The sequence below is a fragment of the Actinoplanes sp. NPDC051475 genome (assembly GCF_040689425.1).
GTDB lineage: Bacteria > Actinomycetota > Actinomycetes > Mycobacteriales > Micromonosporaceae > Actinoplanes.
The window spans coordinates 221,041-246,293 of record NZ_JBFAZZ010000009.1; the positions used below are offsets into that span (position 1 = coordinate 221,041).

General features: G+C 72.6%; 28 protein-coding genes and 1 pseudogene. 11 read left to right on the top strand and 18 right to left on the bottom strand.

Going from position 1 to position 25,253, the window contains the following annotated elements; all coding sequences use genetic code 11:
* The first annotated feature begins 30 nt into the window (after positions 1 to 30).
* Entirely contained in the window at positions 31 to 567 is a 537-nt protein-coding gene (locus AB0368_RS20200) for a GNAT family protein (protein ID WP_366155429.1), read from the top strand.
* Between the two features lie 5 nt (positions 568 to 572).
* Here the strand turns inward: AB0368_RS20200 and AB0368_RS20205 are convergent, their stop codons facing one another.
* From AB0368_RS20205 to AB0368_RS20215, 3 genes are all read right to left on the bottom strand, one after another.
* On the bottom strand, positions 573 to 1,286 hold the full coding sequence (locus AB0368_RS20205; RefSeq protein WP_366155430.1) for a hypothetical protein: 714 nt from the start codon (positions 1,284 to 1,286) through the stop codon (positions 573 to 575).
* Positions 1,287 to 1,477: 191 nt separating this feature from the next.
* On the bottom strand, positions 1,478 to 2,593 hold the full coding sequence (locus AB0368_RS20210) for an SPFH domain-containing protein (protein WP_366155431.1): 1,116 nt from the start codon (positions 2,591 to 2,593) through the stop codon (positions 1,478 to 1,480).
* Between the two features lie 9 nt (positions 2,594 to 2,602).
* Positions 2,603 to 3,052: an NfeD family protein gene (locus tag AB0368_RS20215; protein ID WP_366155432.1), complete on the bottom strand. Its 450-nt coding sequence runs from the start codon at positions 3,050 to 3,052 to the stop codon at positions 2,603 to 2,605.
* Between the two features lie 116 nt (positions 3,053 to 3,168).
* Between AB0368_RS20215 and AB0368_RS20220 the strand changes: the two genes are divergently transcribed.
* On the top strand, positions 3,169 to 4,482 hold the full coding sequence (locus AB0368_RS20220) for a serine hydrolase domain-containing protein (RefSeq protein WP_366155433.1): 1,314 nt from the start codon (positions 3,169 to 3,171) through the stop codon (positions 4,480 to 4,482).
* Here the strand turns inward: AB0368_RS20220 and AB0368_RS20225 are convergent.
* Positions 4,479 to 5,285, bottom strand: coding sequence for a DUF3097 domain-containing protein (locus AB0368_RS20225; RefSeq protein WP_366155434.1), 807 nt, complete (start codon positions 5,283 to 5,285; stop codon positions 4,479 to 4,481). The genes AB0368_RS20220 and AB0368_RS20225 overlap by 4 nt on opposite strands.
* A gap of 88 nt (positions 5,286 to 5,373) precedes the next feature.
* On the opposite strand from AB0368_RS20225, the gene AB0368_RS20230 reads away from it, so the two are divergent.
* Together AB0368_RS20230 and AB0368_RS20235 are read left to right on the top strand one after the other, a co-directional pair.
* Positions 5,374 to 6,156, top strand: a complete 783-nt coding sequence (locus AB0368_RS20230) for a hypothetical protein (RefSeq protein ID WP_366155435.1) — start codon at positions 5,374 to 5,376, stop codon at positions 6,154 to 6,156.
* Positions 6,149 to 6,649 (top strand): NUDIX domain-containing protein, encoded by a 501-nt coding sequence (locus tag AB0368_RS20235; protein ID WP_366155436.1) that lies wholly within the window; start codon positions 6,149 to 6,151, stop codon positions 6,647 to 6,649. Before AB0368_RS20230 ends, AB0368_RS20235 begins: the two co-directional genes overlap by 8 nt.
* 4 nt (positions 6,650 to 6,653) lie before the next feature.
* Here AB0368_RS20235 and AB0368_RS20240 read toward each other — a convergent pair whose 3' ends face one another.
* The 3 genes from AB0368_RS20240 to AB0368_RS20250 all read right to left on the bottom strand — a co-directional run bounded on the left by AB0368_RS20240 (position 6,654) and on the right by AB0368_RS20250 (position 8,810).
* The gene (locus AB0368_RS20240) at positions 6,654 to 7,841 is read right to left on the bottom strand and encodes a methyl-accepting chemotaxis protein (protein WP_366155437.1); all 1,188 of its coding nucleotides are present in this window, start codon (positions 7,839 to 7,841) and stop codon (positions 6,654 to 6,656) included.
* 67 nt (positions 7,842 to 7,908) lie between these two features.
* Entirely contained in the window at positions 7,909 to 8,325 is a 417-nt protein-coding gene (locus AB0368_RS20245; protein ID WP_366155438.1) for a MarR family transcriptional regulator, read from the bottom strand.
* Positions 8,289 to 8,810, bottom strand: coding sequence for an alpha/beta hydrolase (locus AB0368_RS20250; protein WP_366155439.1), 522 nt, complete (start codon positions 8,808 to 8,810; stop codon positions 8,289 to 8,291). The genes AB0368_RS20245 and AB0368_RS20250 overlap by 37 nt, the downstream gene beginning before the upstream one ends.
* Positions 8,811 to 9,143: 333 nt before the next feature.
* Here AB0368_RS20250 and AB0368_RS20255 point away from each other — a divergent pair, with 333 nt between their 5' ends.
* Entirely contained in the window at positions 9,144 to 9,473 is a 330-nt protein-coding gene (locus tag AB0368_RS20255; protein ID WP_366155440.1) for an STAS domain-containing protein, read from the top strand.
* Entirely contained in the window at positions 9,466 to 9,852 is a 387-nt protein-coding gene (locus tag AB0368_RS20260; protein ID WP_366155441.1) for an ATP-binding protein, read from the top strand. Before AB0368_RS20255 ends, AB0368_RS20260 begins: the two co-directional genes overlap by 8 nt.
* A gap of 9 nt (positions 9,853 to 9,861) precedes the next feature.
* Here the strand turns inward: AB0368_RS20260 and AB0368_RS20265 are convergent, their stop codons facing one another.
* The 8 genes from AB0368_RS20265 to AB0368_RS20300 all read right to left on the bottom strand — a co-directional run bounded on the left by AB0368_RS20265 (position 9,862) and on the right by AB0368_RS20300 (position 17,771).
* Positions 9,862 to 11,388: a SpoIIE family protein phosphatase gene (locus tag AB0368_RS20265; protein ID WP_366155442.1), complete on the bottom strand. Its 1,527-nt coding sequence runs from the start codon at positions 11,386 to 11,388 to the stop codon at positions 9,862 to 9,864.
* Positions 11,389 to 11,460: 72 nt separating this feature from the next.
* Positions 11,461 to 12,069: an SAM-dependent methyltransferase gene (locus AB0368_RS20270; RefSeq protein ID WP_366155443.1), complete on the bottom strand. Its 609-nt coding sequence runs from the start codon at positions 12,067 to 12,069 to the stop codon at positions 11,461 to 11,463.
* 2 nt (positions 12,070 to 12,071) lie between these two features.
* Complete coding sequence (locus AB0368_RS20275) at positions 12,072 to 12,851, bottom strand: HAD-IIA family hydrolase (protein WP_366155444.1); 780 nt, start codon at positions 12,849 to 12,851, stop codon at positions 12,072 to 12,074.
* Entirely contained in the window at positions 12,848 to 13,876 is a 1,029-nt protein-coding gene (locus AB0368_RS20280) for a ferrochelatase (RefSeq protein ID WP_366155445.1), read from the bottom strand. The genes AB0368_RS20275 and AB0368_RS20280 overlap by 4 nt, the downstream gene beginning before the upstream one ends.
* Positions 13,877 to 13,908: 32 nt before the next feature.
* Positions 13,909 to 15,621 (bottom strand): acyl-CoA dehydrogenase family protein, encoded by a 1,713-nt coding sequence (locus tag AB0368_RS20285; RefSeq protein WP_366155446.1) that lies wholly within the window; start codon positions 15,619 to 15,621, stop codon positions 13,909 to 13,911.
* 14 nt (positions 15,622 to 15,635) lie between these two features.
* The gene (locus AB0368_RS20290; protein ID WP_366155447.1) at positions 15,636 to 16,190 is read right to left on the bottom strand and encodes a PadR family transcriptional regulator; all 555 of its coding nucleotides are present in this window, start codon (positions 16,188 to 16,190) and stop codon (positions 15,636 to 15,638) included.
* Between the two features lie 87 nt (positions 16,191 to 16,277).
* On the bottom strand, positions 16,278 to 17,045 hold the full coding sequence (gene fabI, locus AB0368_RS20295) for an enoyl-ACP reductase FabI (RefSeq protein WP_366155448.1): 768 nt from the start codon (positions 17,043 to 17,045) through the stop codon (positions 16,278 to 16,280).
* A 21-nt stretch (positions 17,046 to 17,066) separates the two neighbouring features.
* Positions 17,067 to 17,771: a beta-ketoacyl-ACP reductase gene (locus AB0368_RS20300; RefSeq protein WP_366155449.1), complete on the bottom strand. Its 705-nt coding sequence runs from the start codon at positions 17,769 to 17,771 to the stop codon at positions 17,067 to 17,069.
* Positions 17,772 to 17,933: 162 nt separating this feature from the next.
* Between AB0368_RS20300 and AB0368_RS20305 the strand changes: the two genes are divergently transcribed.
* The 5 genes and pseudogenes from AB0368_RS20305 (at position 17,934) to AB0368_RS20325 (ending at position 21,795) form a co-directional block, all read left to right on the top strand.
* A complete protein-coding gene (locus AB0368_RS20305; RefSeq protein WP_366155450.1) occupies positions 17,934 to 19,151 on the top strand; it encodes a histidine kinase in 1,218 nt (405 codons plus the stop codon).
* The gene (locus AB0368_RS20310; RefSeq protein ID WP_366155451.1) at positions 19,148 to 19,807 is read left to right on the top strand and encodes a response regulator transcription factor; all 660 of its coding nucleotides are present in this window, start codon (positions 19,148 to 19,150) and stop codon (positions 19,805 to 19,807) included. Before AB0368_RS20305 ends, AB0368_RS20310 begins: the two co-directional genes overlap by 4 nt.
* A gap of 191 nt (positions 19,808 to 19,998) precedes the next feature.
* Positions 19,999 to 20,112, top strand: a pseudogene (locus tag AB0368_RS20315) (hypothetical protein); the annotation flags it as partial.
* A 25-nt stretch (positions 20,113 to 20,137) separates the two neighbouring features.
* Complete coding sequence (locus AB0368_RS20320; RefSeq protein WP_366155452.1) at positions 20,138 to 20,752, top strand: alpha/beta hydrolase; 615 nt, start codon at positions 20,138 to 20,140, stop codon at positions 20,750 to 20,752.
* Positions 20,749 to 21,795 (top strand): acyltransferase family protein, encoded by a 1,047-nt coding sequence (locus tag AB0368_RS20325; RefSeq protein ID WP_366155545.1) that lies wholly within the window; start codon positions 20,749 to 20,751, stop codon positions 21,793 to 21,795. The genes AB0368_RS20320 and AB0368_RS20325 overlap by 4 nt, the downstream gene beginning before the upstream one ends.
* A gap of 484 nt (positions 21,796 to 22,279) precedes the next feature.
* Here AB0368_RS20325 and AB0368_RS20330 read toward each other — a convergent pair whose 3' ends face one another.
* The 3 genes from AB0368_RS20330 to AB0368_RS20340 are packed head-to-tail and all read right to left on the bottom strand — an operon-like array spanning position 22,280 to position 25,181.
* On the bottom strand, positions 22,280 to 23,287 hold the full coding sequence (locus AB0368_RS20330) for a nitronate monooxygenase (protein ID WP_366155453.1): 1,008 nt from the start codon (positions 23,285 to 23,287) through the stop codon (positions 22,280 to 22,282).
* Between the two features lie 26 nt (positions 23,288 to 23,313).
* Complete coding sequence (locus AB0368_RS20335) at positions 23,314 to 23,766, bottom strand: FMN-binding protein (RefSeq protein ID WP_366155454.1); 453 nt, start codon at positions 23,764 to 23,766, stop codon at positions 23,314 to 23,316.
* A 17-nt stretch (positions 23,767 to 23,783) separates the two neighbouring features.
* A complete protein-coding gene (locus AB0368_RS20340; RefSeq protein ID WP_366155455.1) occupies positions 23,784 to 25,181 on the bottom strand; it encodes a ferric reductase-like transmembrane domain-containing protein in 1,398 nt (465 codons plus the stop codon).
* Between the last annotated feature and the right edge of the window lie 72 nt (positions 25,182 to 25,253).

A 25,253-nucleotide genomic window follows, 5' to 3' on the forward strand; every position in this document is an offset into this window, starting at 1 on the left:
CGGCCACCGGCCCTACTCCCCTAGGACGCGATGACTTTCTCCGAGCTCAAGACCGCACGGCTGATCCTGCGCCGATGGCGCGACGAGGACGTCCTGCCATGGGCGGCGATGAACGCCGACCCGGTCGTCCGTGAGTACTTCCCGGCCGTCATGACCTACGAGCAGAGCGCCGGCTCGATCGAGGCCTTCCGGTCCGACCTGGACCAGCGCGGCTGGGGCTGGTGGGCTATCGAGCTGGCGGCGACCGGCGAGCTCATCGGCATGGCCGGCCTCGACCCCGTGGAGGAAGGCATGCCGTTGCAGGGCGTCGAGGTCGGCTGGCGGCTGGCCCGGTCGGCCTGGGGCAACGGCTACGCGACCGAGGCCGGCCACGCATGCCTGGACTTCGGCTTCGACGTCCTCGGACTCGCCGAGATCCTGGCGATCTGCGCGGCGGGCAATCAGCGGTCCCAGGCGGTGATGCACCGGCTCGGCATGACCCGCGACCCGGCCGACGACTTCGACGACCCGACCGTCCCACCCGGCTCCCTGCGGCGCTCAGTGGTGTATCGCATCAAGCCCCACTAGGGGGGTCAGGCGGGCGGGATCAGGCGGGAGCCGGTCCACGCCAGACCCATGCCCGCGGCCAGCAGGATCAGGGCACCGACCGTCGGCAGTGGCTTGACGGCGAACGAGCCCGCCCCGATCGACACGGCGGCGAGGATCAGCAGCACGCCGTCGGCGGGATTGACCAGTCTGGAGCGCAGCACCGCCCACCCCAGCAGCAGCCACCCGACCCCCATCACGGCCGCGGCGATGACGGACGCGGTGTTGACCTGCGCCGCCGTCAGGCCGAGGCCCGGCAGCCCGCCGGCGTCCGGCGCGGCGGGGCCGGCCAAGCCGGCGGGAGTCGTGCCGCCGCCCGGCAGGGTGAGCAGGGGCAGCCACAGGAGGGCGCCGGCCAGGCCGATGAGCAGGCCCGCCACGGCCGGCCGGCGGGTTCGGGAGCCGGCGAGCAGCCCCGCCAGCGCGATCATCGCGATGGTGCAGAGCCAGCCCGCCGCGACCTGGACCGCCAGCTGGCCGGCGGGGCTCGGCACCCCCAGGGTCGACCAGCCGTAGAGGGCGGCGCCCACCGGCAGGGCCCAGAGGGCGGTGCGGGCGTACCGGCGTACCGACCAGATCCAGACCGCTTCCCGGATCGGGAGCAGGTGATCCTCGGCGGCCGACGGGTGGGCGGCGCCCACCCAGGCCGGGGATACGCGCAGCGGGCGGCCGCTCGCCGTCTGGTGCTGACTGATGCTCATGGCTCCGCCTTGATCGGGCTCAAGCCGAGCGGCCGGGGGCACCGGTCGGGAATCCTGGATCCACCATGGCAAAAAGCAGCGGTGATCCGCGGCGTTTTGCGATATTCGCTACGATCCCGCACCCGGCCGGGGGTGCCCTGGACACGGAAGCGGGGCGGCCACCGGCCGCCCCGCATCGTCAATCACCCGGATCAGGCGCGTTCAGGCTCTCCCGCGCCGTTGTAGTCCGCCGCTCCCAGGGCAGCGGACGGCGGGATGGTCTCCGGCGCCGGCAACCCCTTGGGCCCGTTGTCACCCGAGACCTGCGCCTCAGCGGCCCGGACCTGGGCGTTGACGGCCGCCGCCTCGTCCGCGGCCGCCTGGGCCGCCGCCGCGGCTTCCCGTTCGACGGCGCCCGTGTCGACCGATTCCGACGGCACGTCGCCTGCCATGTTCGCGAGGCCACCCAGGGCGCCGCCGAGACCCTCGAGGGCCTTGGTCAGCTCGGTCGGCACGATCCAGACCTTGTTGGCCGTGCCGTTGGCGATCTGCGGCAGTGCCTGGAGGTACTGGTACGCGAGGACCTTCTGCGACGGGTTGGCGGTGTGGATCGCGTCGAAGACCGTACGAATGGCCTTGGCCTGTCCCTCGGCCTGCAGGATGCGGGACTGGCGGTCACCGTCGGCGCGCAAGACTGCGGACTGCTTCTCGCCCTCGGCGGTGAGGATCGCCGCCTGCTTGTGGCCCTCGGCGTTGAGGATCGTCGCGCGGCGTTCGCGCTCGGCGCGCATCTGCTTCTCCATGGAGTCGCGGATGCTCGCCGGCGGCTCGATGGCCTTGATCTCGACGCGGGTGACCTTGATGCCCCAGCGGCCGGTGGTCTCGTCGAGGACGCTCGACAGGTGCCGGTTGATCTCCTCGCGGCTGGTCAGCGCGCGCTCCAGGTCGAGCGAGCCGATGACGTTACGCAGGGTGGTGACCGTCAGCTGCTCGATGGCCTGGAGGAAGTTCGAGATCTCGTACGTGGCGCGCACCGGGTCGACGACCTTGAAGTAGAGCACCGTGTCGATGCTGACCACGAGGTTGTCCGAGGTGATCACCGGCTGCGGCGGGAAGCTGACGACCTGCTCGCGCATGTCGACCTTGGTGCGGACCGCGTCGACGAACGGGACCAGGAGGTTGAGGCCCGGGGCGAGGGTGCGCTTGTACTTGCCGAGCCGTTCCACGACGTCCATGCGCTGCTGGGGGACGATGCGGACCGATCGGATGAGGGTGATCACCGCGAAGAGCGCGATGACGAAGATGAGTACACCTATAACGGCGTCCATGGTGCCTCTCTAGATGTTCGGCATGTCGTCGCGCCACACGATGGCCGTGGCGCCTCTGACCTTGATGACCCGGACGCGTTCGCCCGGCAGATACTTCTCGGCTCCGTCGAAGGAGCGTGCGGTCCACAGCTCACCGTCGATCTTCACGAGGCCGTGGTCGGCGTCGACCTCCTCCAGCACCATCGCGTGGGAACCCTCGATCGCCTCGATGCCGATCGGGGTCTCGCCCGTCTCGGACGCCGGCCGCTGGTGGCGCATGATGACGGGGCGGAGCGCGCCGACCGAGAGGCCCGACACGATGGCGAAGACGATGGCCTGCACCAGCAGGGAGGCGCCGAGCGCCGCCGCGCCGGCCGCCGCGAGGGCCCCGACGGCGAAGAAGATGATGAGGAAGGTCGCGGTGAAGGCCTCCGCGATCGCGAGGGCGATGCCGAGCACCAACCAGAGGACAGCTTCCACACCCAGATCGTGACACGTTCGCGCACGCGTAGCGACATCGCGCCGGCAGCTGTTCTCGCGTAGCCATATCCGCGTACCGCAGTTGTACCCAGGACTCCCCATCAGGAAGGCTCACCGTGTCCCTGCTGCCGGATACCGGCCGACGTGTCACCGAGATCGCCGCTCGCGCGCAGTCCGCGGGCCGGGCGCCGTCACTGGCGCTGGCGGTGGTCCGCGACCGCTCGCTGCTGCACTTCACCGGCGCCGGCGAGACCCCGCCGCCGGACCCGAAGACGCAGTACCGGCTCGGCTCGATCACCAAGACGCTGACCGCGACGATGGTCATGCAGCTGCGCGACGAGGGTTTCTTCGGGCTCGACGACCTGCTGTACCGCCATCTGCCCGGCACCCCGGTCGGTGGCATCACCCTGCGCCAGCTGCTCGGCCACGTCTCCGGGCTGCAGCGCGAGCCGGACGGCCCGTGGTGGGAGCGCACCGCCGGCATGAGCCTCGAGCGGCTCCTGACGGACCTGGCACCCGACAAGATCGCCGGGCCGCCGTTCCGGACCTACCACTACTCCAATCTCGCGTACGGGCTGCTGGGGGCCGTTCTGCAGCGGGTCACCGGGGACTCCTGGGCCGATCTCGTCGGCAAGCGCGTCCTGGACCCGCTCGGCATGAAGCGGACCACCTACTCCCCCGTCGAGCCGTTCGCCCGCGGGTACGTCGTCCACGCCCTCGACGGCAGCCTGCACGAGGAGCCACGGCCGGACTCGGTCGCGATGGCCCCGGCCGGGCAGCTGTGGTCGACCGTCACCGACATGGCGAAGTGGGCCGCGTTCCTCGCCGATCCGGCGCCCACGGTGCTGAGCCGGGAGACCGTCGACGAGATGTGCACGCCGGTGGTGATGCAGGACGAGACCTGGACCGCCGGGCACGGTCTCGGCCCGGAGCTCAACCGGGTCGGCGAACGCGTGTACGTGGGCCACGGCGGCTCGATGCCCGGCTACGTCTCCCAGCTGCTGGTCCACCGTCCCAGCCGCACCGGCGTGATCGCCTTCGCCAACTCGTACGGCCTGCGCGGCACCAGCATCCGCGCGGTGTCCCTGGAGGCGCTGACCGCGGTGCTGGACGCGGAGCCGGCACCGCCCCAGCCGTGGCGTCCCGGGGCGGCCCCCGAGGGCGAGGCCGCGGAGCTGTGCGGGCGCTGGTGGTGGATGGGCGGCGAGTTCGAGGTGACCGCCGAGGGCGAGGAGCTGGTGATGGCGCCGACCGGCTTCGCCGCCCGGGCGCCGTGGCGGTTCGTCCGGGAGGCCCCGGACCGCTGGCGCGGCACCGCGGGCGCGAACGCCGGCGAGGTGCTCGCCGTCCTGCGGGCGGCGGACGGCACGGTGGAGAAGCTGGACGTCGCGAGCTTCGTCTTCAGCCGGGACCCGCGTCACCTCGCCTAGCCGGCGGGCTCGGTGACGAAGTCGATGAGGCGTTCCATCGCGTTGATCAGGGGCGTCTCGACGTCCTTGTAGCTGTTCACGCTGCTCAGGATGCGGCGCCACATCTCGGCCGGCTCGGCGATGCCCGCCGCCTGGCAGACGCCCTCCTTCCAGGGCCGGCCGGGCGGGATCACGGGCCACTCGCGCAGCCCGACGCGCTGCGGCTTCACCGCCTGCCAGACGTCGACGTACGGGTGGCCGGTGACCAGCACGTCCGGGTCCGTGACCGCGGCCACGATGCGGCTCTCCTTGGATCCCGGCACCAGGTGGTCGACCAGCACGCCGACGCGCCGGTGGCGGGCGGGCCGGAAGTCGCGGATCGCCCCGGCCAGGTCGTCGATGCCGTCGAGCGGCTCCACCACCACGCCCTCGACGCGCAGGTCGTCGCCCCAGATGCGCTCGACGAGGGCGGCGTCGTGGATGCCCTCGACCCAGATCCGGCTGGCCTTGGCGACCTGGGCGCGGACGCCCTCGACCGCGACGGACCCGGAGGCGGTGCGCTTCTGCTTCGGCGCGGCCGCTGCGGCCGCCGGTCTGCGCAGCGTCACGACCCGGCCGTCGAGCAGGAACGCGGCGGGCTCCAGCGGGAAGTTGCGGCGGCGGCCGTGGTGGTCCTCGAGCACCACGGCGCCGAACTCGAATCCGACCACGGCGCCGCAGAAGCCGGCGTCCGCGTCCTCGACCACCAGGCCGGGCTCGGCGTCCACCTCGGGTATCACCTTGCGGCGCCGCCAGTTGCCCGCGAGTACGTCCTCCCCATACATGTCCGCACGGTAACCCGTCCGCGCGGACACGCCGGTTGCGACGCTCCGGCCGAGACAACGTCGGCGCGCGCCACGTACCCTTGCTCGCATGTCCCCCGCAGCAGATGCGGCGACCCTCACTGCGCGCCGGTCCACCCGGCTCGTCGCGTGGGTACGCGCCTGGCGCGCCGGCCTCGTCCCGTTCGACGAGCTGGCCGACGAGATCGCCGGCGACGAGGAGCACCTCGTCGCCGATGCCCCCGGCACCTGGACGGACGTGCCGCTGGGACAGGCGCTGCCCACGTTCGCCAAGCTGCACCCCGACGAGATCCGCCTGGTGCTGCCGGTTCCCGGCGACCCGCGGGGCCTTCCCGGCCCCGGCGAACTCACCGGCGCCGCGCTGGTGGCCGGCGAGGCGCTGGTGACGCCCGGGTTCGGGATCGTCCCCGAGGTGCGCCGGCACACGTCCGGCTCGGGCGTCACCTTCGAGACGGTGCTGTGGCGGTTCTTCCCGGTCGCCGAGTACAGGCCGGTCTTCCAGATGGGGTCGGCGGAGGCCGAGGCACAGCTGACCCAGGCGCTGGCCGAGGCGACCACCCAGCTCACCCGCCTGGACGTCGCCCAGTGGCGCCCGGAGCTGGCCGGGGCGCTGCAGGCCCTACGCCGCCCGGAGAGCACGGCGACGCTGCCACCCGGGTTCGACCCGCGGTCGCGGCGGCTCTTCGCCCGCGCCAGCATCCTCGACCAGGTGCTGGCGCTCGCCGAGCACAACGCTCCCGGCGGGGCGGTCAACACCTACGAGGCGCAGCAGCGCGACGCGGCCCTGCGCCCGCTCCTGACGGCCTGCCGGCAGGCTCTGGTCGCGGCCTGCAACTCCCCGTTGCATGGCTGACCGGTTCGCGCACTGCACGTTCTGCGGTGCCCGCTTCATTCCGGGCCAGCCGTGGCCGCGGCGCTGCGGGGCGTGCGGGGAGACCAGCTACCGGAACCCGGCGCCGGTCGCCGTGGCGGTTCAGCCGGTCGGCGGGGGCCTGCTGATGATCCGGCGGGGAATCCCGCCGGCGGAGGACCGGCTCGCCCTGCCGGGCGGCTTCATCGAGTTCGGTGAGACCTGGCAGCAGGCCGCCGCCCGGGAGCTGTGGGAGGAGGCCGGGCTGCGGTCCGACCCCGATTCGGTACGCCTCTTCGATGCGCTCAGCGCCCCCGACGGCACCCTGCTGATCTTCGGCCTCTTCCCGGCCGTGGCCACGGCCGCGGAGCTCCCGGAGGCCGCCGTGACCGGCGAGACGCGGGAGCGGCTGGTCCTCCGCGAGCCGCAGGAGCTCGGCTTCGAGCTGCACACCCGGGTGGCCGGCCGCTGGTTCGCCCAGGTGGCCGGCCAGTGACGGCCTAGGAGCGGAAGACCTCCGCCAGGTCGTGCAGGCGAGCCGCCGTACCGGTCAGCTCTCCGACCGCGCGGTGGGTCTCCACGGCCGCGCCGCGCACCTCGCCGGCCGCCGTGCTGACCGCGCCGATCGCCTGGCTGATCTGCTCGCTGCCGCTGCTGACCAGGCCCGCGCCGTGGACCATGGTCCCGGTCGTCGCGGACTGCTCCTCGACCGCGGCGGCGATCGTGACCTGGTGCTCGGCGATGGTGCCGATGATGGCGGAGAAGCCGCTGACCGCCTCGACCGCCTCGCCGGTGTCGTGCTGGATGCCCTCGATGCGGCGGGCGATCTCCTCGGTGGCCTGCGCGGTGGCCTGCGCCAGTTCCTTGACCTCGCCCGCGACGATGGCGAAGCCGCGGCCCGCCTCGCCGGCCCGGGCGGCCTCGATGGTGGCGTTGAGGGCGAGCAGGTTGGTCTGCGCGGCGATCGCGTTGATCGTCCGCAGCACGTCGTTGATCTCCTGGCTGGAGTCCCGCAGCCGGGTGACGTTGCCGGTGGCGACGGCTACGCCGGTCACCGCCTCGTCGGTCATCCGGGTGACGTCCGAGGTGTTGGTGCTGATCTCCTCGATCGCCGCCCGCATCTGGTGGGTGCCGTCGGCGATCGCCCCGACCTCGTCGCTGGTCCGGCGCGCCGACAGCGCCACGGTCTCCAGTTCCCCGGCTGCGGCGTCGGCGGCCTTCGTCATGATGGTGCTGACCTGCTGCAGCGAGCCCGCCGAGGTGTTGACCTCCTCGACAGCTCGGCGGATGCCGTCCACCGTCTGCTGGAAGCGGTCCATCATCGCGTTGTACGCGAGAGCCATCTGCCCGAGCTCGTCCTTGCCGACCACCGGCATCCGGGGGCTCAGGTCGCCGCCGGCGGCGGTCTTGATCACTCCGGCGTCGATGCGCAGCACCTTGACGATGCTGAACCACGTCGACATCTGCATGATGAAACCGATCGGCGCCAGGACCAGCGGCAGCCACGTCGCGATGCTCGCCAGCCGTTCCAGGTCATCGCGTCCGTCCGAGCCGGCGGGCAGCGTCTCCGCAACCGAGCCGGCGACCGAGCGGGTGAGCAGGCCGAGGCCGATCAGTCCGCCGATGAAGGAGAGCAGCGCGAGGGAGGTGCGGGCCTTGACGGGCAGCCGCTCCAGGAGCTTCACCATGTCCGACTGTTCGGCCGCAAATCATCCGAGTTGAGCTGCTTTCCGCAATCTTGGGCGGTGCCCGCGCTCAGACCCGGGCCGCGACCAGCGTCTCCAGCAGGTCGCCCAGCTGGTCGAGCCGGGCCTGGTCGAGCGGCGCGAAGGTCTCCGCGAAGACCCGGTCGGCGCGGACCTGCCCGTCGTGGCGCAGCCGCTCGCCCAGCTCGGTGAGCCGGTGCCGCACCACCCGTCCCGGCCCCGGGATCCGCTCGAGCAGGCCGCGGTCGACCATGCGGGCCGCCAGCGAGCCCAGCGCTTGGTCGGTCTGGAAGGTCAGCCGGGCGAGCTCGTGCAGGGAGGCGCCGGGGTGCCGGTCGAGGTGCCGCAGGGTGTCCCACTGCACGAGGGAGACACCGAGATCGGCGAGGGCGGCGGTCAGCGCGCGATGGTGTCCGTGCTGCAACCGCTTCACCAGCAGTGCGACCTGCGGCGCCGTACGACCCATGGAGGTATCCGTCCCGTGCTCCGGTCGGCGACGACGTCCGCCGCACGGAAGTGGGGTGGCCAGAAACGGCCGCGGCAAACCGGTGAGGCGAGGAATTGCTCCAGAATTGTCGCCAGCCGGATCGGGGTCTCGTCCATCGCATAGTGGCCGGCGTCGGCGAGAACCTCGAGACGGGCGTTCGGATAGGTCGCCATCCAGGTCGCCCGCATCGTCCCGGCGCCCAGCGCCGGATCGTGCTCACCCACGACCGCCAGCGCCGGCACCGGGTTGCCCTGCACGGACGCGGAGAAATCGGTACGGGCCCACGCCGGCAGATACGCGCCGAACGCCTCCACCGTGGACTCCTCCAGGCTGCGGCGCACCATCGTGTCGAGCCAGTACGACGACAGCCGGTTGCCGGTCGTCAGATCGATGATCGCCTTGAGGTTGGCGGGGTTGCGCGCCGCCCCGTCGAACAGCGCCCAGCCCTCGTCGTCGAACGGCACGCCGCCGCGCCCGGGACGTCGCGGCGCTCGCCGTACCCGCGGTAGTCGGGGAACGCCCAGGTGAAGCGCTCACCGTCGATGAGCTGCGGCAGATGACCCCAGCCCCGGGACGAGCCGAACCAGCCGTGCAATGCCAGAACCTTGACCGGCCCACCACCCGCAGTCGTCACCATGCCCGCATTATTTCCGGCGGCCCGGCCGGGTGAACAGCGGCGAGCCGCCCGGTTCCGGCCGGTCAGCCGTACGGGGACGCTCATGCGGTCCGCCACCCGGCGGCGGTCGATGGCATGATGTGCGAATCTCCGTTGCCGAGCGAAGGGTGCTTCTTCAACGATGGCGCACTTCCAGGCGGTGACGTCGACCCGGGCGGACAGGGCGGTCGTGGCCTTGACGGGCGAATGTGACCTGGCGGGCCGCGACCGGCTCACCGCCGTGCTGCGGGCGGCGCTCGACAGCGCCGAACTGGTCGTCGTCGACCTGGCCGGGCTGACGTTCATCGACTCCAGCGGCATCCACGGCCTCGTCACCGCGCACCGCGCCGCGCAGAGCTCGGGCCGGCGGGTGGAGCTGGTCAACGCGTCCGGCGCGGTCGCCGCCGTCCTGGAGCTCACCGGGGTGGACCGGCTGCTCGGTTCCCGCACCGAGGACACGGCCCATGATTGAGCCCAATTCCGGCAGCGATTCCCTCGGCTATCACGTGCCCGGCGACCTCGCCGACGTACGCGCCTTCGTGGCGGCCCGGGCCACGGCGATCGGCCTGCCCGCCCGGCGGGTCGAGCTCCTGGTCCTGGCGGTCAGTGAGCTGGCGACCAACACGTTGCAGCACACCCGCGGCGGCGGCGTGGTGCGGGTGTTCGCGCAGCCGGGGGTGCTCGTCTGCGACGTCGTCGACCAGGGGGCCGCGCGGCGGCTGGGACGCAGCATGCCCGCCGCGGACGCCGTGGGCGGCCGGGGGCTCGCCATCGTCGAACGGGTCTGCGACGAGGTGGAGACCTCGGCGGTCCCGGAGGGCACCCGCGTCCGCATCCGGCTGCGGCTCTGACGGCCTGGATCAGGCCAGCACGCGTACGGCGAGCAGACACGTGTCGTCGTCCGGGTTCGCCGAGTGCAGCAGCCCCCGCAGCCGGTCGAGGGCGTCCCCGCCCGGACGCGCGGAGACGGCCGACAGGCTCGCCTTGACCTGCTCCAGCCGCTCCTCGGCGCTGACCTCCTTCCGCTCCACCAGCCCGTCGGTGTAGAGCAGCACGAGGTCGCCGCGTTCGAGTCGCGCGCAGACCACCGGGTAACCGGCTCCCACGTCGGCGCCGAGCAGCAGCCCCGGCGGTCGCGGCAGCTCGGTGGAGGTCCCTGCGCGGGACAGCAGCGGCGGCAGGTGCCCGGCGCGGGCCCACGACAGCATCCCGGTCGCCGGGTCGTGCCGGGCCACCACGGCCGTACCGGTGATGCCGAGCTCCACGCACAGGCGGTTCATGTGCGCGAGCAGCACGCCAGGGTCGTGGATGCCGATCGACAGCCACGCCACGAGGGCGAACCGCAGGTGGGCCATGCCGCTGGCGGCTTCGAGCCCGTGCCCGGCGACGTCCCCCACCGCCAGCAGCGCCTGGCCGTCGGGCAGCGGCTGGGCGTGGTACCAGTCGCCGCCGACGCGTACCGCCTTCTCGGCGGGCAGGTACCCCACCGTCGCCTCCAGGCCGGGCAGCATCAGCGGTTCCGTGGGTACGGGCTGGATCAAATGCTGGAGCTGGCCGGCGAGGCGATGCTCGGCCAGGGCGGTGGTCTCCCGGGTCCGCAGCTGGTCGGCGAGCCGCTCGATGGCCGAGCGGGAGTCCTCACGGGCGGTGACGTCCTGCACGACGGCGTAGATCTTCACCGCCGCGCCCTCGGCGTCCCGCGCGGCCTCGGACAGGATGCGCAGGTGCTTGACCGCCGTACCGATGCGGAAGCGCACGGTGACGTCGGAGGCTGCGCCGGTGTCCAGGGTCTGCCACGCGGTCTCCGCGATCCCCCGGTCCTCGGCGAGCATGGCAGCGGCCTGCCGGTCCCGGGGCAGCGGCCCGAGAGTGGCCTCGCGCTCGAAGATCCGGTACATGCCCGGCGACCACTCGTTGCGGCCGGTGACCAGGTCGGTCTCGGCCCAGCCGAGGCTGCCGAGCTGTTCGGTACGCTCCATCCGGCGCTGGTGCTCGTCCGACCGCTGCCACCACACCAGGAGCCCGCCGAGCGCCCGGTGCACCGTGACGACGAACCGCGAGTGCGCGACGACCCCGGCGCTGCGGTCCTCGTAGTCGAAGTCGGCCAGCTCGCCCGGGATCCCGTCGGCGAACACCTGGTGGTACAGCGACCACAGCGGACCACCCACCATGCTCGGATACAGCTTGCTGAGCCGGGCGCGGCGGCGGCGGGCGCCCCTCCGTTGAATGTCCTGCACCCGGTCGCTGGTGGCCGCGACGGTGAAGTCGACGACCTCGCCGGTGCCGCCGGTCACCGGCAGGAGCCACGTGCACCCGGACGGGATCGCGGAGAGGATCTCCTGCACGAGTGCGACGGGCGGCTCTCCCGGGATGCCTCCCTCTGCCATGCGCGCAGCCTATCGGGCGGGTGAAGGGCTCAGGGCCTTCGCGGCGCCCTGGGACGGCGGCGGCTACGACACCTAGGCAGGCAGCCGGCGCAGGACGTCGAGGAGGAACCACTCGTCCTCGTGGTGCACGATCCGGTCGAGGCCGGGGCGCGCGGCGAGGGAGGCGTGCACATTGAAGCCGTCGTAGTTGCCGCCCTGCTCGCGGTCGCGGAAGTGCACGGCGACTATGTCCCCGTCCGGTTCGAGCCGCGCCACCAGGCCGTCGAGCAGGGTGTTCAGGTCGTCGGCGGAGAGGTAGTAGAGCAGGTCGCCGATGACGATGAGGTCGAAGGTCGCGTCCGGGAGCTCGGCCGGGAGCATGGCCCGCTCCACGCGTACGTGGGAGAGGTCGCGCACCGCCTCGCGGGCCTGGTCGACGGCCGAGTCCACGCAGTCGACCGCGAGGAGCGAGTCGCACCGCGGCGCGAGCATCCGGGTCAGCAGGCCGATCGACGCACCCGGCTCGTAGCAGCTGCGGTAGCGGGGGCGCGGCAGGCTTGCCATCGTGACCGCGTACTTGCGCTGGTCGTGCCACTTCGTCGCGACGTCCCACGGGTCGTCCTTGGCCAGGTACATCCCGAGGAAGTGCTCGTCGGAGACCGTCGCCCGCGGCGCCTCGGCGTCGCCCTGGGTGCGCGTCACGATCAGATCTCCCCGATGAGGTCGGCGACACTGTCCACGATGCGTGACGGCCGGTACGGGTAGCGCTCGCTCTCCGCGCGGGTGCTGATGCCGGTCAGCACCAGGATCGTCTCCAGCCCGGCCTCCAGCCCGCACAGCACGTCGGTGTCCATCCGGTCACCGATCATCGCGGTGCTCTCGCTGTGCCCGCCGATGACGTTCAGCGCCGAGCGCATCATCATCGGGTTGGGCTTGCCCACGAAGTACGGCTCCACGCCGGTCGCCTTCGAGATCATCGCGGCCACCGAGCCCGCCGCCGGCAGGGCGCCCTCGTTGGACGGTCCGGTCGCGTCGGGGTTGGTGCAGATGAAGCGGGCCCCGTCGTTGATCAGGCGTACCGCCTTCGTGATCGACTCGAAGCTGTAGGTGCGGGTCTCCCCCAGCACGACGTAGTCCGGCGAGAACTCGGTGAGGACGTAGCCCGCCGCGTGCATCGCGGTGGTCAGGCCGGCCTCGCCGATCACGTACGCCGTGCCGCCCGGGCGCTGGTCGGCCAGGAACTGCGCGGTGGCCAGCGCCGCCGTCCAGATGGACTGCTCGGGCACGTCGAAGCCCATCCGGGCGAGGCGGGCCTGCAGGTCGCGCGGGGTGTAGATGGAGTTGTTGGTGAGGATGAGGAACGGCTTGCCCGACGCCTTCATCCGGTTGACGAACTCGGGCGCGCCGGGGACCGGCTCACCCTCGTGGACGAGCACGCCGTCCATGTCGGTGAGCCAGCTCTCGATCGCCTTGCGCTCGGTCATGGGGCTCCTCGTCTCTGCGGTGCCGGGCAGCAACCTTCCGGGCACACGTCCCAGACCGGGAGCGTACCGAGCCGATCGCGCTGCTCGTCGCCGGTCCGCTCCTGCACCAGCTCCCGGATCATGGTGACGAAGCGGGCGTCGGTGCCGGGGGTGGCAGCGCGGGCGTACCCGAGGCCGAGGCCGGCGGCGGTGTCGCGGGCCTCGTTGTCGAGGTCCCACACGACCTCGAGATGGTCGGAGACGAAGCCGATCGGGCTCACCACCACGTCGGTGACGCCCTTCTCGGCGAGCGCCGTGAGGTGGTCGTTGACGTCGGGCTCCAGCCACGGCACCTGCGGCGGCCCGGAGCGGCTCTGCCACACCAGATCCCAGGGCAGCCCGGGCGCGGCCGCGGCGTGCACCAGCACGGCCGTCTCCTGCAGCTGAGCCTCGTATCGGCCGCCGGTCGGGCCGGCGGTCGCGGCCATCGACACCGGGATGGAGTGCGCGGTGAAGACGATCCGGGTGGTGGCGCGGCGCCCGGCATCCAGCGTCGACAGTGCCGCCCGGACCGCGTCCACGTGCGGCCGGACGAAGCCGGGGTGGTCGTGGAACTGCCGCAGCTTGGTGATCGCCGGAGCCCCGGGACCGACCTTCGCCCGCGCCTGGGCGATGTCCTCCCAGTACTGCCGGCAGGACGAGTAGCCGCCGTACGCGCTGGTCGCGAACCCCAGGGCGGACGTGATGCCGTCGTCGCGCATCTGCGCCACGGTGTCGGCCAGCATGGGCTGCCAGTTCCGGTTCCCCCAGTACGCCGGCAGCGCCACCCCGTTCGCGGCGAAGTCGGCCTGCACCGCGGCGAGCAGCTCCCGGCACTGCTGGTTGATCGGCGACACCCCACCGAAGTGGTAATAATGCTCGGCAACCTCCGCCAGCCGCTCCTCCGGGATGCCCCGCCCGCGCGTCACATTGCGCAGGAAGGGCATCACGTCGTCGGAATGCTCCGGGCCGCCGAAGGACAGCAACAGAAACGCGTCATACGCCACCGGATCGAATCTACCCGGCGGATATCTGCTCCCTACGGCCGCATCTCGTAGGTGCCGGACAGGGCCACGATCTGGTCCCACACCGCGGCGGTACGGTTCGCGTCGGCGACGGGGCGGCGTACGTGGGCCAGCGCCCAGGCCGCCTGGTCCTCGGTGGTGGCCGTCTTGCCGTGCAGCTCGGTCGCGTACCCGGAGAAGTCCTGGACGAGCACCGCGAAGATCTCGTCGAGCAGCGGCCGGTCGAGCCCGATGAGCTCGGCCTGCTCCAGGACGAGGTGGCCGTAGACGACCAGCGCGAACAGCTGGCCGAGCGAGAGCAGGAAGTCGAGGTCGCTCTGCTGGCTCTCGTCCGGGGCGTGGTCGCGCAGCAGCGCGCACAGGCCGTCGGCCTGCTCCCGGAACCGCGCGACGTTGGGCAGGTCGGCGTGCGCGTCGTACGCCGTGCGCCAATCATGGAATCGGATCGCGCCGAGGCCGCGGGCCGGGCCCTGGCGGAACAGGAACTCGTCGTCCGCGGCGTCGTGGCGGGTGGGCACGGGGGCGAACTCGGCCGGCCGGAACAGGTAGTTCGGCATGAACTTGAGGATCAGCGCCAGGTTGACGTGCACGGTGCCCTCGAGCTTGGGCAGGCCTCGGATGTCCTTGGCCGCCTTGTCGAAGTACGTGTCCGTCTCGAAGCCCTTCGCCGCGATGACGTCCCACATCAGGTCGATGACCTTCTCGCCCTCGGTGGTGACCTTCATCTTGGTCATCGGGTTGAACAGCAGGTACCGGCGGTCGTCGGGGCCGGCGGAGCGGAAGTAGTCGACGGCCCGGTCGCTGAACAGCTTCATCGCCACCAGCCGGGCGTACGCGTCGGTGAGCTCGCGGCGTACGTGCGCGAAGTCGGTCACCGGCTTGCCGTAGAGCACCCGCCGGTGCGCGTGGGTGACCGCCTCGTACATGGCGTGCTCGCAGATGCCGATGGCGGCGGTGCACAGGTTGAACTTGCCGACGTTGACGGTGTTGAGCGCGGCGTCGAAGGCGGCCTTGCCGGTGTGCAGCAGGTCCTGCTCGCGGACGGGGTAGTCCTCGAGCCGGAACTCGCTGACGTACATCTGCGCGTTCACGACGTTGCGGACCAGGTGGTACGCCGGGTGGCGGCTGTCGGCGGCGAAGAAGACGTAGCCGTCCGGCCCCTCGACGTCGGCGCGCCGGCCGAAGACCGAGACCAGGCCGGCGACGTTGCCGTTGCCGATGTAGTACTTGGTGCCGTTCGCCCGGAACCCGCCCGAGCCGTCCGGGGTGAGGACCATGTCGGTGGCGTAGATGTCCGCGCCGTGGCCGCGCTCGGACAGCCCGAACGCCATGACGTGCCCGTCGGCGAGCAGCTGCGCCGTGTGCTCGCGCACCGCCTCGTTGGCGCTCTGCCAGACCGGGCCCAGGCCCAGGACGGTCACCTGCCACGTGTACCAGTAGCCGAGGCCGTAGAAGCCGAGGATCTCGCTGAGGGCGGCGTTGCGGGCGGTGTCCCAGCGCTTGGCGGGATCCCCTTCCCCGTCGGCAGCCGGGGTCAGGAACGTCGCGAAGAGGCCCTCCTTCGCGGCGAAGTCGAGGAAGTCGGCGTACCACTCCCGGCCGACATAGCTGTCGATCAGCGCCTTCTTGCCGCGGGTCTCGAAGAAGTCGATCGTGGCGCGCAGCAGCCGGCGCGACTCGGGGTCGAGGTGCTCCGGGTCGTACGTGTGCGGGTTGAGCAGCAGCATTGCCGCCTCCTTCTTCAGTCGCGGCCGAGGCCGCGCAGCGTGTCGAGGACGTCGTCGAGCCAGGCGAGGACCATCCGCGCGTACGCGATGCCGCCGCGCAGCACCACGTGTTGCAGACGTTGGCCGTCGTCGAGGGCCTCGGATTGCGGAAAGTCGCGGAGCTCCCCGGCGAGGTATCGGTCCAGGGTGGCCTCATGGGTCTTCTGGTAGCGCTCGACCTCGGCCACCAGTGCGGTGCGCCCGGCGGCGTCGGCGAACGCGGCGCCGCGGACCTTGACGGCCAGCTCGTGCCGGACCGCTTCCGGCTGCACCGGCTCCCGCAGCCATTCGGTCAGGACGTCCCGGCCGGCGCCGGTCACGGAGTGGGAGCGCTTGTCGGGGCGGCCGCCTTGGCCGACCTCCTCCGCGGTGACCCAGCCCTCGTCCTCCATGCGCCGCAGGACGCGGTAGATCTGCTGGTGTGTCGCGGTCCAGAACCGGCCGATGGACCGCTCGAAGCGCCGGGCCAGCTCGTATCCGGACCCCGGCTGCTCCAGCAGCGAGACCAGGATCGCATGTTCCAACGCCACGCCGTCATCATGCTATGCAACTAGTTGCATAGCAAGAGAACACAAAAAAGGACCGGTGGACGAACCGCCGGCCCTTTTCAGCTGAAGCTACGCGCCCAAGGCGTGATAACCGCCGTCGACGTGCACGATCTCGCCCGTGGTTGCGGGGAACCAGTCGGAGAGCAGGGCGCAGACCGCCCGGGCCGCCGGCTCCTGGTCGACCAGGTCCCAGCCCAGCGGCGCCCGCTGGGCCCATGCCTCCTCGAACTGCTCGAAGCCCGGGATCGACTTGGCCGCCATGGTGCGCAGCGGGCCCGCCGACACCAGGTTGCTGCGGATGCCCTGCTTGCCCAGGTGCAGCGCCAGGTAGCGGGACGCCGACTCCAGGCCGGCCTTCGCCACGCCCATCCAGTCGTACACCGGCCAGGCCTTGGTCGCGTCGAAGGTCAGGCCGACGATGCTGCCGCCGGTGCCCATCAGCGGCAGGCAGGCGGTCGCCAGCGACTTGTACGAGTACGTCGACACCTGCAGCGCCGTGGCCACGTCCTCCCACGGCGCGTTGAGGAACTCGCCGCCCAGCACGCTCTGCGGGCCGAACGCGATCGAGTGCACCACGCCGTCCAGCCCGTCGACGTGCTCGCGCACCTTGTCGGCGAGCCCCGCGAGGTGCTCGGGGTTGGTCGCGTCCAGCTCGATCACGGGCGCCGGCTGGGGCAACCGCTTGGCGATCCGCTCGACCAGCGACAGCCGGCCGTACCCGGTCAGCACGACGGTCGCGCCGTTCTCCTGGGCGAGTTTCGCTACCGAGAACGCGATCGACGCGTCGGTGATGATGCCGGTGATGAGCAGCCGCTTACCGGCCAGCAGTCCAGACACGCTCTCTCCTGATGTCAAGGGTCAGTGACCCATGCCGAGGCCGCCGTCGACCGGCACGATCGCACCCGAGATGTACGCCGCCCCGTCCCCGGCGAGGAACGTCACCGCCCGGGCCACCTCCTCGGGAGCCGCGAGCCGGCCGGCCGGGATCGCCTTGAGGATCTCCTCGCGGCGGGCCTCGGTCAGCACGTCGGTCATCTCGGTGTCGATGAAGCCCGGCGCGACCACGTTGGCCGTGATGTTACGGCTGCCCAGCTCGCGGGTGATCGAGCGGGCCATGCCCACCAGGCCGGCCTTGCTCGCGGCATAGTTCACCTGGCCCGGGCCACCGTAGAGGCCGACGACCGACGAGATGAAGATGATCCGGCCCCAGCGGGCCCGCAGCATCTTGGTGCTGGCGCGCTTGGCGCAGCGGAACGCGCCCGTCAGGTTGGTGTCGAGCACCCGGGTGAACTGGTCCTCGGACATCCGCATCAGCAGCGTGTCGTCGGTGATGCCGGCGTTGGCGACGAGCACCTCGACCGGGCCGAGCTCCTTCTCCACCGTGGCGAAGGCGGCGTCGACGGCCTCGCCGTCGGTGATGTCGCACTTCACGCCGAACAGTCCCTCGGGGGCGCCGCTGCCCCGGTGCGTGACGGCCACCCGGTCGCCTTGCTCGGCGAACGTGCGCGCGATCGCCAGGCCGATGCCGCGGTTACCTCCGGTCACCAAAACGGTGCGGGCCAACGCGCTGCTCCTTCTGTCGTGTGCATGAAACGGACCGCTCGCAGACTAGGCGTTACCAGTAGGTAGGCGGAACCCGGTCCGGGCGTCATACCTGGGTAGGGGGTGGAAGTTCGGTCCGCGGCGGCACGACCCGGGATGCGCGCGGCCCGTAGCCTGCCTCGCATGGAGATGCTCGGTCCGTTACGCCGGCTGCTCACCGGTCCGGACCGTCGGCGGCCGCCGGCCCGGTCGCCGCGCCGTCGAAAGTTCCGCCTGTACGGTGCACCGCTGGGCCTGCTGGCGCTCCTGGGAGCGGGCCTGGCGAACGCCGCGGACCTGATGGCGACCCGGAATCTGCCGGAGCTGGTCGCCGCCCTGCTGACTCTCGGCACCCTGCTGCCGGTCGTGTTGATCGCCGTCGGCCGGCCGCTGATCGCCTGGCGGATCGAGTATCCGATGCTGTTCCTGGGCGTCCTGGGTGCGCACTTCGGCGGCGGTGCGTGGCCGTGGAGCGTGGTGCAGATCATGGCCGCCCTCGTGGTCTTCGCGGCGCTGGTGTTCCGGGAGGAATCCGGGGTGATCGGCTGGGCAACCGCGCTCACCGTCGTTCCGGTCTTCGCGTTCGCGCCGCGGGCCAACGCCTGGGGTGCCGCCACCCTGCTGGTCGCGATCGCGCTCGCCGGTGACCTGGTGTCCCGGCGCCGGCGGTCCCGCGACGAACTCGCCGAGCAGGCCGAGCTGACCCGGGTCGAGCACGAGCGGCGGGCGGTGCTCGAGGAGCGGACCCGGATCGCCCGGGAGATGCACGACGTGGTCGCCCACCACATGTCGATGATCGCCGTCCAGGCGGAGACGGTGCCCTACCGGGTGAGCGGCCTGCCGGAACCCGCGCAGGAGGAGTTCGCCTCGATCGCGAGCGCGGCGCGGGCAGCGCTCAACGACATGCGCCGACTGCTCGGCGTGCTGCGCTCGGACGTCGAGCAGAGCCCCCGGGAGCCCCAGCCGGGACTGGCCGACGTGGCGACTCTCGTCGAGACCGCCTCCCGGGCCGGGCTGGCCGTCACCCTCGACGACGGCAGGCTACCGGCGGACGTGCCCGGACCGGTCGGGCTGGCGGCGTACCGGATCGTGCAGGAAGCGCTCGCCAACGCGGCCCGGCATGCGCCGGGCGGCCCGGTGCGGGTCTCGGTCCGCGTCTCCCAGGAGGTCCTTGTGGTGGAGGTCGGCAACGGACCGGCCCTGGCCGGACCGGCGGAGCGGCCGGCGGGCGAGAACGGGCACGGGCTCGTCGGGATGCGCGAACGGGCGATGCTGCTCGGTGGCACGCTCGATGCCGGACCGCAGCCCGGCGGTGGATATCTGATCGCGGCCCGGTTGCCGCTCAGCACGGAGGACGCATGATCCGGGTACTGATCGCCGACGACCAGGCCATGGTCCGGCAGGGCTTCGGCGCGCTGCTCGCCGCCCAGCCCGACCTGCTCGTGGTCGGGGACGCCGCGGACGGCGCCGCGGCGGTCAGCCAGGCCCGGCGGCTCGACCCGGACGTGATCCTGATGGACGTCCGCATGCCGGTGATGGACGGCCTGGAGGCGACCCGGCAGCTGGCGGCCTCCCCCGGCGGCGGCCCCCGGGTGCTGATCCTGACCACCTTCGATCTGGACGACTACGTCTACGAGGCGCTGCGCGCCGGGGCCAGCGGCTTCCTGCTCAAGGACGCGCCCGCCGCCGACCTGGTCCAGGCGGTCCGCGTGGTGGCCGCCGGCGACGGGCTGCTCGCGCCGTCGGTGACCCGGCGGCTCATCGCCGAGTTCGCGGCCCGCCCCCGCGCGCAGAAGCCCCGGCCGACCGCCCTGAACGCCCTCACGCCGCGGGAGACGGAGGTGCTGCGGCTCATCGCGCGGGGACGGTCCAACCAGGAGATCGCGGCGGACCTGGTGGTCGCCGAGCAGACGGTGAAGACGCACGTCGGGCGCATCCTGGCGAAGCTCGGGCTGCGGGATCGGGCGCAGGCGGTCGTCTTCGCGTACGAGTCGGGTCTGGTCGCCGCCGGCGAATAGCCCCGCGGTAGCACCCCGCAGTTAGCACCGGAGGGTGACGCGACGCCGGAGGCCGCGCCCGCACGCTGCCCGGCATGCGGATCTTCACGGTTCTCCTCGTCCTCGCGCTGGCCTCCGTCGACCTCCCGGCGGCGTGGTCCGGCACACCCCCGGCCGATCCCCCGTCCCGGATCCCGGTGCCCGCCGCGATGATGGCGGCCGGCGAGCCGTACGCGGCCTGGGCACGCTCCGGGCGGCATTTCCTCTCCTTCGACCCCCGCGGCGACGGGCGGGCCGTCGAGGTCGTCGGCGACCTCGCCACCGCCGACCGGATCGCCGTCCTGGTGCCCGGTGTGGACACCACCCCTGCCCAACTTCGACCGCGGCCTCGGCGGGGTCGCCCGGCGAGCACCGGCGGTCCAGGCCCGCGCCCTGTACGAAGCGGCGCGCGCGGTCGACCCCGGCGCCCGGATCGCGGTGGTCGCCTGGCTCGGATACGACCCGCCCGAGGGCCTGTCGCTGGAGGCCGCGCGGGACCTGCGGGCGCGCGCCGGGGCGGCGAACCTGGTCGCGTTCGTCCGGGCGCTGCCGGCGCGCGCGGCGGTCACGCTGATCGGCCACAGCTACGGGGCGCTGGTCGTCGGCCTGGCCGCTCCCCGGCTGCCCCGGGTCGCCGACGTGGTGGCGCTCGGCGCGCCGGGAATGGGCGCCGCGCACGCGTCCGACCTGGGCGGCGCCCGGGTGTGGTCGGCCCTGGCGACGGACGACTGGATCCGGCGGGTGCCCCAGCTGCGAATCCTGCACCTGGGCCACGGCCGGCGCCCCTCGGCCTCCCGGTTCGGCGCACGGGCGCTTCCCACCACGGGCGTCGCCGGGCACGACGGCTACCTGAGCCCCGGTTCCGCCACGCTGAGCGCGGTCGCGGGCGTCGTGACCGGCCACGCCGAGACGCCGGCCGCGGCATGACGGCGATCGCGGCCGGGGAACGCGACCGTACGGTCGACGCCGCACGCGCCTTCGCCATCTGCGGCGTCGTCGTCGGGCACTGGCTGGTGACGGGCCTGGTGACCGGGCCGGACGGGTGGCACACCGCCAGCCCGCTGAGCGCGATGCCCCAGCTCGCCCCGCTCACGTGGCTCTTCCAGACGCTCGGACTGTTCTTCTTCGCCGGCGGGTTCGCGGCCGCGCGGTCCCGGGGTGGCGCCGGCGGCGGGCTGCGTACGCGGGAACGGCTGCTGGCGTCGCTGCTGCCACTGCTGGCCGGATGGGCGGTCGTGCTCGGCGCCGGCGTGGTGCTGGGAGCTCCGGCCGGGACGCTCGAGACCACGGCCCGGCTCGTCATCAGTCCATTGTGGTTCCTCATCCCGTACGTGGCGCTGCGGATCGCGGCACGCCCGCTCTGCCAGGCGGTGCAACGCTACGGGCCGGCGGTGGCACTGATCCCGGCCGTGGTCGTCGCCGGGGCTGACGGGGGCCTGCTGCCCGGGTGGCTCGCCGTCCCGGCCGCATGGGCGGTCCCGTGGCTGCTCGGCAACGCCGTGGCGCTCGGGCGGTGGGGCGGACGGCGGGTGCCCGCACTGCTCCTGCTCGGCGGCGCGGCCCTGCTGGCGCTCCTGATCCTGGTGGGCGGATATCCGGTGAGCGCTGTGGGCGTACCCGGGGAAGGGCGGTCGAATTTGTCCCCGCCGTCGCTGGTCGCCGTGGCTCTCGCGGTCACCCAGACAGGTGGTTTCCTGGCCCTTCGCGGAGCTGTTGGCGGGCTGCTGCGGCGGTCCCGCGCCGCCCGGGTGGTGAGCGGCCTGAACCGCGTCGCCGTGCCCGTCTACCTCGGGCACCTGAGCGTGCTGCTGGCCGCTGCCACCCTGGTGGGCACCCGGTTGCCCGGCCTCGTAGGAGCGCCGGACGGTCCGGCGTGGGTGGCGGCGCGGGTGGCGTGGCTGCCGATCCTCGCGCTGGGGCTGGCCCTGGCGATCCGGGGCCGGCGACACGCGCGGGGCCGCGTTTCTTAAGTTGTGCTTAAGGGGTACGCTCTTCGACGGTCCGATGCCCGCACAACTGATGGAGGTGATCGCTGTGCGAGATAGCGATCCTCCCAGTCGTGGCCGGGCCGCTTGTCAGCCGCTCTGACCCGCCTCCGGTGCGCCGTGCACCACGCACTTTCCACGCCGTGAGGCCGGGGCCTGCCCGCTGACACCGAAAACCCACCCGCTCCCTGCCGTCGCGCCGCGACGGAGCAGGGTGCCGGTCGCGACGCTTCGTGTGCGCACTTTCCCTGTCGCTGCTCGCCGGAAAGTCATGGACATGAACCGTTTTGTCGCTCCGCTCAGCTTCACCATCGCCGCCGCCTGGGTGGTGGTGGTCTTCGTCCTCGTCCACAACACCCCCTGAGCCGTCAGGCCGGCACCCACGCGTCGCCCCGGGCAGCCGGGGCGCGCAGCACCATCGCACCCTCGCGACCAGGGCGGAGGGCTCGCCGTCCCGCAGGGAAGCCGGTCACCCCTTGCCGAGGCGGGCCACGATCGCGGCGGCGGGCCCGGGGCGGGCCTCGGCGAAGGCCGTACCGGCCCAGAGGCTGAGCGCCTCGGGATCGTCCCGGCCGGCCGCCGCCGCCCGGATCGGCGCGGTCAGATGGTGCACGGCCGGGTACCCCACCGGGGCGGCCGCCGAGTAGGCGTCGATGAAACGGTTCCGCAGCCCGCGCGCGGGCCGGCCGGTGAAGGCACGGGTCACGACCGTCTCCGTGAAGCGCCCGGAGAGCATCGCGGCCCGCTGCGCCGGCCGGGTCCCCGCCTCGTCGGCGAGCAGGAAGGCCGTGCCGGCCTGCACGGCCACGGCCCCCGCCGCGACCAGTTCCCGTACGTCGTCCGCGGTCCCGGTGCCCCCGGCGGCCACGAGCGGCAGATCCACGGCCGCCGCGACCTCCCGCAGCAGCTGCGGCGCGGTCGACGAGCCGTCGTAGTCGGCCGGCGCGGTGGTGGCGGAATGGGCGCCCGCGGTGCCCGCCTGCACGATCAGCAGGTCCGGCTCCACGGCCGCCGCCAGCTGCGCCTCGGCGGCGGTCGTCACCGTCACGAGCACAGTGGACCCCGCCCGGCGCAGCTCGGCGACGACCGCCGGATCGGGTACGCCGAACGTGAAGCTGACCAGCGGCACCCGGGCCTGCACGGCGAGCCGAACCTTGTCCGCGAAGTGGTCGTCGTCGTGCAGCGGCGGCTGCGGAAGCTCGACACCGTAACGCTCGGCCTCGGGCTGTAGCAGGCGCCGATAGTCGTCGACCGCTACCGGGTCGGCGGGAGCGGTGGGCAGGAAGATGTTGAGGCCGTACGGAAGACCGCTGTCCCGCAGCTCGCCGACCTCCCGGGCGACCGCCTCCGGGGTCTTGTAGCCGGCGGCGAGGAACCCGACGGCGCCGGCGGTGGCGGCCGCACGGACGAGGCCGATCGTGGACGGGCCGCCGGCCATCGGCGCGACGATCATGGGGCTGTCGAACTCCCACACCATGAAGACATCATGCCTCGGACCGGCGATCAGGAGATGTGGGCGGCGTCGAGGGCGGCCTGCAGCGACTGCTTGTAGCCGTCGCTGGTCACGGTCGCGCCCGAGACGGCGTCGATGTCCGCACTCTGCGCGGCCAGAGCCTCCTGGCGCAGGATCGGCAGCGCGTACCCGTTGATCTCCTGGTCGCGGTGGTTGTCCGTGGGGTAGACCGGCACCGTCACCTCGGTCACCTTGCCGCCGGAGACGGTGATGCTGACCTGCACCGGCCCCCACCGGGTCTGGGCCACCGAACCGGCATACGTCTCGCCGCCGCCCGAGGAACCGGAGTCGCTCGAGGTGCCGCCAGACGACGAGGTGTCGGACGAGGTGAGCGGCGCCGAGGCCGCGGTCGCGGTCTGCGGGCTGTTCGTGCTGGTGCGGTAGCTGAACAGCAGCACCAGCACCGCCACCGTGGAGAGCAGCCACAGGGTGATCCGTCGCATCGTCGTCTCTCTTCCGCTTACCAGGAGAAAAGTTCGGTGTGTACGCGGCCGGCGGGAACCCCGGCGTCACGGGCTGCCACGCCCGCCGCCTCGGTCCATTCCTCCGGGCCGCACACGTACACGTGGGCGTGTTCGATCGCGGGTGCGATCTGGCGCAGGGCGTCCGCGTCGGCATGGTCGGCGTACGCGTCCGGCAGCCAGGACGGGCGGGCGGCGCGCGCCCCGAGCAGCGGCACGACGCGAACCCCGCGGTGGCGGGCGAACCACTCCAGCTCGCCCCGGAACGCCATCTCGGCCTCGCTGCGCGCCCGGTACACCAGGGTCGCCTCGGCGAAGGCGTACGGCAGCTCGCCGAGCAGCGCGAGCAGCGGGGTGACGCCGATGCCGCAGGCCAGCATGACCACCGGCCCGCCGGTGTACGTCTCGCCGGTCAACTTCCCGTACGGCCCCTCGATGAGCGCCCGGGTCCCGGGCCGGAGCCGGGCGACGCGGGCGCTGCCGTCGCCGAGGTCCTTGACGGTGATCCGCAACAGGTGCCCGTGCGGTGTCGCCGACAGCGAGTACGGGTGCGCCCGGCTCCAGCCCGCCCCGTCGAGGAAGCGCCACTGGAAGAACTGGCCGGCGCGGGCGGGCAGCCGGTCCAGCGCGCGGCCCTCGAGGTAGACCGACGTCAGGCCGGGTCCCTCCGGCACCACCCGGCTCACCACCAGGCCGTGCCGCCAGCTGCGCCACAGCGGCAGGCCGACCCGGTAGACCAGGACCGCACCGGCCGAGACCGCGTACAGCGTCCACCAGTACGCCGTCGAGAGGGGCGAGCCGATGAAGTCCGCGCCGGTCCACAGCTGGTGCGGCAGGGCCAGGCCCACGCCCAGGTACGCGTACAGGTGCAGCAGGTGCCAGGACTCGTACCGCAGCCGCCGCCGGGCCGCCCGCATCGAGGTGACCACGACCATGACCAGCAGCGCGGTGCCCGCGGCGGCCAGCAGCATGCCCGGGTACGTGATCAGCATGTCCCACAGCTCGGCCCAGGCGCCGGTGTGCGCGGTGGCGGCGTAGCCGAGGGTGATCAGCACGATGTGGGCCACCATCAGGTGGAACGACGTGAAGCCGGTCCAGCGGTGCCACCGGGCGAGCCGGTCCTGGCCGAACGCCCGCTCCACGAGCGGGATCCGGGCCAGCAGCAGCACCTGGAGCAGCATCAGGTCGGACGCCCAGAGCCCGGCGAGCCGGCCGAACGCCTCCAGGTCGCCGCCCAGCGCCTGCTGCACGCCTCCGTTGCCCACCCAGAGCGCCGTGACGATCAGCAGGCTCAGCGCGGCGGCGGACCCGCCGACGTCCGGCCACCACCGCGGAGTCGCCCGCCGCACGGTTACGGGAGGGGGCTGCATGGTGCGCGGGCCGGCTGTCGTGGTCATGCTCCTAAGATCGGCGGCCCGGCTACGGGGACTCTTTGCCCCGGCTGTGAGAAACCTGTGCGTGTATGAAGC